Annotated in this window: 9 protein-coding genes; 4 read left to right on the top strand and 5 right to left on the bottom strand. The window is 63.6% G+C overall.

All coding sequences use genetic code 11. From position 1 onward, the window contains the following. On the bottom strand, window positions 1-265 hold a 265-nt coding region (locus IP93_RS14180), incomplete at its 3' end, for a transposase (RefSeq protein ID WP_158636365.1). A gap of 83 nt (window positions 266-348) precedes the next feature. On the opposite strand from IP93_RS14180, the gene IP93_RS16105 reads away from it, so the two are divergent. Further along, window positions 349-489 carry a DNA cytosine methyltransferase gene (locus IP93_RS16105; RefSeq protein ID WP_338419425.1) on the top strand — a complete coding sequence of 47 codons (141 nt, stop codon included), beginning with the start codon at window positions 349-351 and terminating at the stop codon, window positions 487-489. A gap of 2 nt (window positions 490-491) precedes the next feature. Further along, on the top strand, window positions 492-953 hold the full coding sequence (locus IP93_RS14170) for a very short patch repair endonuclease (RefSeq protein ID WP_144816792.1): 462 nt from the start codon (window positions 492-494) through the stop codon (window positions 951-953). Here the strand turns inward: IP93_RS14170 and IP93_RS14165 are convergent. The 3 genes from IP93_RS14165 to aceE form a co-directional block, all read right to left on the bottom strand. Continuing rightward, a complete protein-coding gene (locus IP93_RS14165) occupies window positions 928-2,217 on the bottom strand; it encodes an MvaI/BcnI family restriction endonuclease (RefSeq protein ID WP_158636364.1) in 1,290 nt (429 codons plus the stop codon). The two genes, IP93_RS14170 and IP93_RS14165, sit on opposite strands and share 26 nt — an antisense overlap. A 149-nt stretch (window positions 2,218-2,366) precedes the next feature. Beyond that, window positions 2,367-3,608, bottom strand: coding sequence for an STAS-like domain-containing protein (locus IP93_RS14160; protein ID WP_158636363.1), 1,242 nt, complete (start codon window positions 3,606-3,608; stop codon window positions 2,367-2,369). A 92-nt stretch (window positions 3,609-3,700) separates the two neighbouring features. Next, a complete protein-coding gene (gene aceE / locus IP93_RS14155; protein WP_144816787.1) occupies window positions 3,701-6,391 on the bottom strand; it encodes a pyruvate dehydrogenase (acetyl-transferring), homodimeric type in 2,691 nt (896 codons plus the stop codon). A 53-nt stretch (window positions 6,392-6,444) separates the two neighbouring features. Between aceE and IP93_RS16100 the strand changes: the two genes are divergently transcribed. Both IP93_RS16100 and IP93_RS14145 read left to right on the top strand, forming a co-directional pair. Then, complete coding sequence (locus IP93_RS16100) at window positions 6,445-6,783, top strand: ATP-binding protein (protein WP_144816785.1); 339 nt, start codon at window positions 6,445-6,447, stop codon at window positions 6,781-6,783. After that, window positions 6,780-7,310, top strand: a complete 531-nt coding sequence (locus tag IP93_RS14145) for a response regulator (protein ID WP_144816783.1) — start codon at window positions 6,780-6,782, stop codon at window positions 7,308-7,310. Before IP93_RS16100 ends, IP93_RS14145 begins: the two co-directional genes overlap by 4 nt. 42 nt (window positions 7,311-7,352) lie before the next feature. Here IP93_RS14145 and IP93_RS14140 read toward each other — a convergent pair whose 3' ends face one another. Beyond that, window positions 7,353-9,674, bottom strand: a complete 2,322-nt coding sequence (locus IP93_RS14140; protein ID WP_144816781.1) for an NADP-dependent malic enzyme — start codon at window positions 9,672-9,674, stop codon at window positions 7,353-7,355. Between the last annotated feature and the right edge of the window lie 34 nt (window positions 9,675-9,708).

Raw genomic sequence — 9,708 nt, 5'->3', positions numbered from 1 at the left:
GCTCACGCGGATCGGCCGCCTTGCGCCCGGGTGCTTGCGACTGCAAACCCTCCAAACCATGCTCGGTCTGCTGCTTGCGCCAAGCAGAAAGCTGGGCGGCATAGAGGCCATTGCGGCGCAGCCAGGCCCCCTGCTCGCCGTGAGCAAGGGCGTCGGCTTGGGCCAGAAGGCGCAACTTCTCAGGCGCACTGAAGCGGCGCCGTGTCCGCTTTTCCAGTTGCGGATCGGGAGCAATCTCGGCCGTGGTGGGTGAATCAGGGGACATCGGTGTACTCCAGCAGCGGAGCCCATTTGTTATAGATAAAAAACGAGGGTAGCTGTTGGGTCGCATGTTGACACGTAGGGCGGATCCCGGTCTCGGACACCCGCGCCTACAAGCAGTTTGGCAACTCAGTAGTGGTTCCGGTCATTGCTGAAGTCGCGCGCCTCATGAAGCCCTTCATCGTGGCCGAGGAAGTGCAAAAGAAGCGCAGCAAGAAAGCGGCTTAACCTTGGTTGATATCCTGACCCCGGAACAGCGATCCGCGCAGATGTCGCGGATCCGCGGGTCGGATACGAAGCTTGAATTGCTGGTGCGCCGGGCACTACACGCGCAGGGACTCAGATATCGACTGGGCGGGGCGAGCCTACCGGGCCGTCCCGACTTGGTGTTCCCTCGTCATAGAGCGGTGCTGTTTGTGGATGGCTGCTTCTGGCACGGCCACGAGTGCCATCTGTTCCGCTTACCCAAGACCCGGACTGAGTTCTGGCAAACGAAGATCGATGCGAACCGTACCCGGGATAAACGGGTCGACGTTGAACTGACGCGGCGCGGATGGCGAGTGCTGCACCTGTGGGAATGCGAACTTCGAGGTAAATCACACCAGGAACAGACCGAACGCCTGGGTCGACTCGCCGGGGAGATTGCTGCCGAGCGTCGGAGGCCTGCTACGCCAGAAGATCGACCTGTCTAAACGACTCGTACAGTGAGTCTAGATAGCGGCTGTCAATCCGGAACTGACTGCGTCGCTTCAGCTTCTCAACCGAATCGACAGTCTCCAGTTTGATCCCTGGATCGTAGTGAACAGAACCATATGCAAAAGCCTTAAGCAGCAGGCTGAACCTGCCTCCAGCCGCCAAGTCCACCTTGGAGCCGTAGTGGTATTGAATCGATGGATCTTTCCTGATGATGGACGGGACAAACACAGCCTTGGCGTGTTTTCGCTTCCAGTGATCGATGAGCTTTGCGAAGCTCCATGACGCGGCGACGCGCTCGTCGCCATCGACAAGCATCACCGCTCCATCGCCCTCAAAGCGCCCCGTAGGTTCGTCAAAGCCGGAAAGCACGAGGCGAAGGCGTGTCCTTTCATTTGCTGCGCCTCCCACCCGGTAGATGCCGCCAAAGTTCCTGCGATCTGCTCGACCCAGCTGATCCGGATATCCCCACGTGCGAACGAAGTACTTCGGACCCTCTTCGACATAGGCGCCTCCAGACGGCTCGGGTGTCATGAGGGTGACCCTGCTCGCCTTTGGCTTGGCCCACGATCCGACGCCATGTTGCTTGACCTCCCATCCGTGGAAGTCAGGGTCGGCGTAGCCGTTGGCCGTGATGCCGAGATTGGTCTCCAGCGTGACTCCGCCGCAATTGGGGCCCTTACACGGTCGTTTTGTTCCATCCCGGCCAAGGTACTCAGGATTCAACCAGCCCAGAAGATGGACGCGACGCAGCTCCGCCAGAAGCAGGCTCTCGGAAGACAAATCGCGGGCGCCCAACAGGTCGAAGCGACGCAAAACCCCATAGGGTTCGCCGGGGACCGCACGCAGTGCCCGCGCCTCATCTGTGTCTGCAGGAAAAACGGCAGCGATGACCCGACGATCAGGCAACGGCGCCAGCACGAGTACACGTCCTAGCTCACGACCACGCTTGTTGATATCGAATAGATCTGACGGCGCACCCCGGCATCCGGACAGGAATCCTGAAAGCCGCACTTCGCTGTACTGCGGGTACAGAATTAATTTCGAGTTCGGAGCTTCGCAGAGAGAGCCATCCGCCGATAGCCACCACAGATCCATCGCGGCGCGGAAAATGGGGCCACGCTTATCGGCACCAGGCTTCCGCGATGTTCCGGGATTCAACACCACCTCACTGGTCGGAAGGAGACCTAATGAAGAGATGTCTCCCGCGAGATAAATTTGATTTTTGCTGTTGTCGTTAGACGCTAGATTCTTGACCAGCACCTCTCTTGCACCAAGGGCTTGAAGTCGGGCCGCAAGATTTGGCAGAGGAAAAGAGTTTGTCATATTCGGACCGCCCAGAATTCGAGTTCTAACAGAATGAACCAGACACCCCGATGTTCGTACGACATATGATTGAATTCGGCCTAGACCTAATCGTCATCGGCCCCGATCTCTCCGCCCTCAAGGCCTTGGGCCAATCGCTCCGTAATCGCCTTGTTGATGATCTGTTTGCACGTTCCGTTCATATTCACATATCGAACACGCGACCCGCATTCCAACGGACCCATCATAAGGAATAGCTTCCCGAATACTTCGTCTGCAAACGACGACGCCACAATCTTCACGCCTGCGAAGTCGATTTCCAGATCGGCGCCTGGACTGCTGCTAAGCAAATTTAGGATCAACGTCCTGATCTTTTCTCCCGTTATTCGGTTTCCGAACGTGGGGGCGCATTCGATTAGCTTGAGCAAAAGCGTGCCAGACGATTTTTCGAATTTCTCTTCCAGGTAAGAAGACGGGTCATGACCCCAGAGGGCTGCGGGCAAATCAATCTCCCGACTCGTTGGCAAATGGAGTTCCACTACGGTCCCCTGAAGGGGCGGGTAGAAATCTCGAACCGTTAGTGTGCCTTTCTCAACGACTAGTCGTCCCCCGCCAGAAGTGAGTGCAAAATATCCGCCGCTCTGTAAAGCGATTGCTACGCTCCCCGCAAGACCATTTCCTTGCCCGAAGTTGGGCTTGCTCGTCACGCCCTTCTGAACAGCACGCTCTATCGCAACTCTGTCATTCCGAATATCGCCAAATCGATCTCGCATGGATTTCGGGACACCAACACCGGCATCCACTACTAATACCGATAGATTTTCAGTGGACTTGAACGTATTTACCTGAAGATAACCCGATCCGCTTTCCGCATGATGCAATACATTTCCGCCAAGCTCATTTAATGCCCACTCGAATGAGGCAGGCACGTTGTTTTCCATTTGAAGATTGCGAAGCGCCACTTCGATCGCACAATTTACTGCCCCGTTCAGCTCGTCATCGCTTTCAAAGCGCTTGAGCGGCAGAGAATTGAAGCCCGCTGCTGCGGGCGCGTCGAAGCGCGCGCTATCGATGGCGTGAAACCAGCCTTCGAAACGGATCAGGCGATTCAGATCAACTGATCTTGGCTGGATAATTTCAAAGAAAATTCCATTGCCTTGGTGTCGCTTAACCAGTGCAATGAGTGGAACAATGCCATTGGGATACAGCAACTCGGTGCTGGTGAAATCCAAGGTAATTTTCGATTGCCTGAACCGCGTTACTCGCAGGTAGATGGCCTTCCGGACCTTGTCAAATTCTTCCCAGCCAAAGCGCTTTCCGATCAGCACCAAATCAGTCAGGGCTTCCATTCGTGCCGATGGTCGATTCATACACCCCCTCTTTTTCAATCCTTTCTCGTATAACGCATGAGGGCGGCCAGTGGCCGCCCTCATGCGTTATGTCAAACCCCAATTGGGTTGGGCTTATCTGCATCTAATTTGTACTGCTTAATCGCCCGAGCCACATCCTTCCCCGTCATCTTCCCATCCGCCGCCAGCGCGGCAATCGCCGCGTGCGCGATGTGGAAGCGATCCACCTCGAAGTGGCGACGCAGGTTTGCACGCGTATCACTGCGGCCGAACCCATCCGTGCCCAGCACGCTGTAGCGCGTCGGCACGAACTCGCGCACCTGGTCGGCGTAGTTGCGGATGTAGTCGGTGGCGGCAATCGCCGGGCCCTGGCGGCTTTCCAGCAGCGTGGTGATGTACGGCTTGCGCTGTTCGGCCTCGGGGTGCAGGCGGTTCCAGCGGGTGGCGTCCACGCCGTCGCGCTGCAGCTCGTTGAAGCTCGGGCACGACCAGATGTCGGCGGTCACGCCAAAGTCCTTGTCCAGCAGCTCCGCCGCCGCGATCACTTCGCGCAGGATGGTGCCGCTGCCCATCAGCTGCACGCGCAGCTCGCCCTTCTTGGCCTTGCCGGCGTCCTTGAGCAGGTACATGCCCTTGATGATGCCCTCGGCCGCGCCCTCGGGCATCTCCGGGTGGCTGTAGTTCTCGTTCATCAGGGTGATGTAGTAGTACTCGTCGTGCTGCTCGGCCAGCATGCGCTGCATGCCGTGCTGCACGATCACCGTGACTTCGTAGCCGAAGGTGGGGTCGTAGCTGCGGCAGTTGGGGATCAGCCCCGCCTGCACCATGCTGTGGCCGTCCTCGTGCTGCAGGCCTTCACCGTTGAGCGTGGTGCGGCCGGCGGTGCCGCCCAGCAGGAAGCCGCGCGCGCGCATGTCCGCCGCCTGCCACGCGGCATCACCCACGCGCTGGAAGCCGAACATGGAGTAGTAGATGTAGAATGGCAGCATCTGCAGGTCGTTGGTGCTGTAGCTGGTGGCCGCGGCCATCCAGCTGGCGAACGCACCGGCCTCGGTGATGCCTTCCTCCAGCACCTGCCCGGCCACGTCCTCGCGGTAGTACATCAGCTGGTCGCGGTCCACCGGCTTGTACTTCTGCCCGTGCGGGGCGTAGATGCCAATCTGCCGGAACAGGCCTTCCATGCCGAAGGTGCGCGCTTCGTCGGCCACGATGGGCACGCAGCGCGGGCCCACCTGCTTGTCGCGCAGGGTGATGTTGAGCGTCTGCACGAACGCCATGGTGGTGCTGATCTCGCGCTCGCCGGTGGCCTTGAGCAGGCGCTCGTAGGTTTCCAGCTTGGGCACTTCCAGCGACTGCGTGGCCTTGCGCCGGCGCTGCGGCAGGAAGCCGCCCAGCGCGCGGCGGCGCTCGCGCATGTACTCCACTTCCGGCGACTTCTCGCCCGGGTGGTAGAACGGCACCTGCTTGTCGGCCAGCTGCGCGTCGGTCACCGGGATGTTGAAGCGGTCGCGGAAATAGCGGACGTCTTCGTCGTCCAGCTTCTTGGTCTGGTGGGTGGGGTTCAGCGCCTCGCCGGCCTTGCCCATGCCGTAGCCCTTGACCGTCTTGGCCAGGATCACGGTGGGCATGCCCTTGGTCCGGGTCGCCACGTCGTAGGCGGCGTAGACCTTGTGCGGGTCGTGGCCGCCGCGGTTGAGGCGCCACACGTCGTCATCGCTCAGGTTGGCCACCAGCGCGGCGGTTTCCGGGTACTTGCCGAAGAAGTGGTCGCGGGTGTACTTGCCGCCAAACGCCTTGCAGTTCTGGTACTCGCCGTCCACGGTTTCCATCATCAGCTGGCGCAGCTTGCCGCTGGTGTCACGCGCCAGCAGCGGATCCCAGTAGCTGCCCCAGATGGTCTTGATGACGTTCCAGCCGGCGCCGCGGAACTGGCCTTCCAGCTCCTGGATGATCTTGCCGTTGCCGCGCACCGGCCCGTCCAGGCGCTGCAGGTTGCAGTTGATGACGAACACCAGGTTGTCCAGGCCTTCGCGGCCGGCCACCGAGATGGCGCCCAGGCTCTCGGGCTCGTCGCACTCGCCATCGCCCATGAAGCACCACACCTTGCGGTCGGTCTTGGGCATCAGGCCGCGCGCTTCCAGGTACTTCCAGTTGCGGGCCTGGTAGATGGCGGCGATGGGGCCCAGGCCCATCGACACGGTGGGCACCTGCCAGAAGTCCGGCATCAGCCACGGGTGCGGGTAGGAGGCGATGCCGCGGCCGTCCACTTCCATGCGGAAGGCGTCCAGTTGCGGCTCGCTGATGCGGCCTTCCAGGAAGGCGCGGGCATAGATGCCCGGGGAGCTGTGGCCCTGCACGCAGACCAGGTCGCCGGGATGGTCGCCCTCGGGACCGCGCCAGAAGTGGTTGAAGCCGACGTCGTACAGGGTGGCCGCCGAGGCGAAGCTGGCGATGTGGCCGCCCAGGTCGCCGGGCTTGCGGTTGGCGCGCACCACCATGGCCATCGCGTTCCAGCGGATGATGGAGCGGATGCGCTGCTCCATCGCGTGGTCGCCGGGGCTCTTGGCCTCCAGGTGCGGCGGGATGGTGTTGATGTAGTCGGTGGTCGGCGAGAACGGCAGGTGGCCGCCGGCGCGACGGGTGACTTCAACCACGCTCTCCAGCAGCTGGTGGGCGCGGTCGGTGCCGTCGCGGGCGATGACGGCCTGGACCGAGTCCACCCATTCCTGGGTTTCAGTCGGGTCGAGGTCGCGGTCGAGGTCGGTGTGGGGGGTCTGGCTCATGTCCGCTCCGTACGGGCGGCCCCTGCCGGCCCGCGTAATCAGGTAATTAGAGTCTGGATTCTAGCCCACGCCCGCGGCGCCGGCTTGACCGACATCAGTCGGTAGGACCGCCAGCCGCGTACGAGTGCGTATGCCTATGCGCCAGTGCCCGCACCGCCTTTGACACGGCTCGGCGCGAATCCCTGGCCTACGCCGACAAGCTGTTCGGGGTGTTCCAGCGCCTGCATTCGGATGCGGAGTTCCAGGGCGCCGGCATCGGCCTGGCCAGCGTATGCCGGGTGCTGGGCCGCCACGGCGGGCGGATCTGGGCCGAATCGGTGCCCGGCCAGGGTTCAGCTTTCATCCTTACAATTCCGCCGACCAACGACCTGTCCCCCAAGGCGCGCCCATGACCACCATCCGGTCCATCCTGCTGGCCGAGGACAGCCCGGCCGACGCGGAAATGGCCATCGACGTCCTGCGCGGGGCCAACCTGACCAACCCGATCGTGCACGTGCAGGACGGCGCCGAGGCGCTGGACTACCTGTTCGCGCGGGACAAATACGCCGGGCGCGACGGCGGCGATCCGGCGACGTTGCGCGTGCTGGTGATCGATGACTCCGCTGACGACGTAGAGTTGATGCGTTTCGCGCTGGAGGACGGCGGGCTGGCCGTGGAGTGCCTGCGCGTGTTCACCGAAGTGGCCCTGCGCGAAGCGCTGGCCGGGTTCGCCGCCAGCGTGGTGCTGTCGGACTTGAACATTCCGGGCTTCTCCGGTCAACGCGCGCTGGAAGTGGTGCGCGAGGCGGCACCGGGCCTGCCCTTCGTCTTCGTCACCGGCTGGCTGGGCGAGACGTCGACGCTGGAAAGCGCCGACGCGCTGGTGCAGAAGGACCAGTTGGAGCGGCTGCCTGCGCTGCTGGGCCGGCTGCTGGCCTGAGCCGGCCGTGGGTCCGTGTGGCACGCACCCGCGGGCCGGCCGTCAGTCGGTGGGCTGCGGGTGGAACGCCGGGCGCCGCTCGGGCACCTCCCGCTGTTTGCGGATCTGCGCGTCCACCGCGGCGATCGCGGTCATGTTGACCACGCGCCGCGCCGACGAGGCCGGAGTCAGGATGTGCGCCGGCTTGTCCAGGCCCATCAGGATCGGGCCGATGGCCACGCCGTCGGTCATCACCCGGGTCATGTTGTAGGTGATGTTGGCCGCGTCCAGGTTGGGCATCACGAACAGGTTGGGACGGCCCTTGAGCGTGGTGTTGGGGAACACGCGGTGGCGCAGTTCGTCGTCCCACGCGGTGTCGGCCATCATCTCGCCGTCGATCTCCAGCTTGGGCACGCGCGCCTTGATCAGCTGGTAGGCCTTGCGCATCTTCGCCGCCGACGGGTTGTCGTGGCTGCCGTAGTTGCTGTGCGACAGCAGCGCCACCTTGGGCTCGATGCCGAACAGCTTGAGCCGGTACGACGCCTGCAGCGTGGCCTCGGCGATCTGCTCGGCGCTCGGGTCCACCTGCACGTGGGTGTCGAGGAAGAACCACACGCCCTTGTCGTTGATCACGCCGGTCATGGCCGCGGTGCCCTGCACGCCGCGATCGAAGTCGAACACGCTGCGCAGGTAGCCCAGCTTCTTGTGGAAGCGGCCGACCAGGCCGCAGATCATCGCGTCGGCTTCGCCGCGCTCCACCATCAGCGCGGCGATCAGCGTGGGCCGCGAACGGATCAGGTTCTTGGCCGCGGCCGGGGTCACGCCGCGACGCTCGGTCAGTGCGTGGTACGACTGCCAGTAGTCGTTGAAGCGCGGGTCGTCGTTGATGTTGGTGAGGTCGAAGTCCACGCCGGCGCGCATGCGCAGGCCCAGGCGGCAGATGCGGTTGTCGATCACGTCCGGGCGGCCGATCAGGATCGGCCGGGCCAGGCCTTCGTCGATCACCGTCTGCACCGCGCGCAGCACGGTCTCTTCCTCGCCCTCGGCGTACACCACGCGCTGCTTGTCGCTGCGCGCGCGGTCGTACACCGGCTTCATGATCAGGCCGGTGCGGTGGATGAACTGGCCCAGCTTCTCCTCGTACGCCCGCATGTCGGCGATGGGCCGGGTGGCGATGCCCGACTCCATCGCGGCCTTGGCCACGGCCGGGGCCAGCATCACCAGCAGGCGCGGGTCGAACGGGCGCGGGATCAGGTAGTCGGGGCCGAAGGTCGGCACTTCGCCGCCGTAGGCGCTGCCCAGGTCGGACGCCTCCATCCGCGCGATGCCGGCGATGGCGCGCACGCAGGCCAGCTTCATCGCCTCGTTGATGGTGGTCGCGCCCACGTCCAGCGCGCCGCGGAAGATGTACGGGAAGCAGACCGCGTTGTTGACCTGGTTGGGGTAGTCCGAGCGCCCGGTGGCGATCACCGCGTCCGGGCGCACGCGCTTGGCGTCCTCCGGCAGGATCTCCGGGTGCGGGTTGGCCAGCGCCAGGATCACCGGCTTGGCGGCCATGGTGGCGACCATCTCCGGCTTGAGGATGCCGCCGGCCGACAGGCCGAGGAACACGTCGGCGCCCTCGACAATCTCGGCCAGGCTGCGCGCGGCGGTATCGCGGGCATAGCGCGCCTTGTCCGGGTCCAGGCCCTCGCGACCGGTGTAGATCACGCCATCGCGGTCGAAGGCGGTGATGTGCTCCTTGCGCACGCCCAGCGCGACCAGCATGTCCAGGCAGGCGATGCCCGCGGCGCCGGCGCCGGTGGTGGCGACCTTGACGCTGCCGATGTCCTTGCCCACCACTTCCAGCGCGTTGAGCACCGCGGCGCCCACGATAATGGCGGTGCCGTGCTGGTCGTCGTGGAACACCGGGATCTTCATCCGCTCGCGCAGCTTGCGCTCCACGATGAAGCACTCCGGCGCCTTGATGTCCTCCAGGTTGATGCCGCCGAAGGTCGGCTCCAGGCTGGCGATGATGTCGACCAGCTTGTCGGGGTCGCGCTCGTCGACCTCGATGTCGAACACGTCGATGCCGGCGAACTTCTGGAACAGCACGCCCTTGCCTTCCATGACCGGCTTGCCGGCCAGCGGGCCGATGTCGCCCAGGCCGAGCACGGCGGTGCCGTTGCTGATCACCGCCACCAGGTTGCCGCGCGCGGTGTAGTCGCTGGCGGTGTTGGGGTCTTCGACGATGGCCTCGCAGGCGTAGGCCACCCCGGGCGAGTAGGCAAGCGCGAGGTCGCGCTGGGTCACCATCGCCTTGGTGGCGGTGACCTTGATCTTGCCGGGGGGGGACAGGCGGTGGTATTCCAGCGCGGCCTGCTTGAGATCGTCGTGGTTGGACATGGTTCCGATTGGGGGCGGGTGGACCGTCGATTCT

This window comes from Aerolutibacter ruishenii (assembly GCF_007830115.1).
Classification (GTDB): domain Bacteria; phylum Pseudomonadota; class Gammaproteobacteria; order Xanthomonadales; family Xanthomonadaceae; genus Aerolutibacter; species Aerolutibacter ruishenii.
This window is presented reverse-complemented; position numbering and strand designations above follow the sequence as displayed.

Excerpts from the sequence above, each read along its gene's own strand:
- IP93_RS14160 (WP_158636363.1), bottom strand. The coding sequence starts at position 3,608 with ATGGAAGCCCTGACTGATTTGGTGCTGATCGGAAAGCGCTTTGGCTGG.
- aceE (WP_144816787.1), bottom strand. The coding sequence starts at position 6,391 with ATGAGCCAGACCCCCCACACCGACCTCGACCGCGACCTCGACCCGACT.
- IP93_RS14145 (WP_144816783.1), top strand. The coding sequence starts at position 6,780 with ATGACCACCATCCGGTCCATCCTGCTGGCCGAGGACAGCCCGGCCGAC.
- IP93_RS14140 (WP_144816781.1), bottom strand. The coding sequence starts at position 9,674 with ATGTCCAACCACGACGATCTCAAGCAGGCCGCGCTGGAATACCACCGC.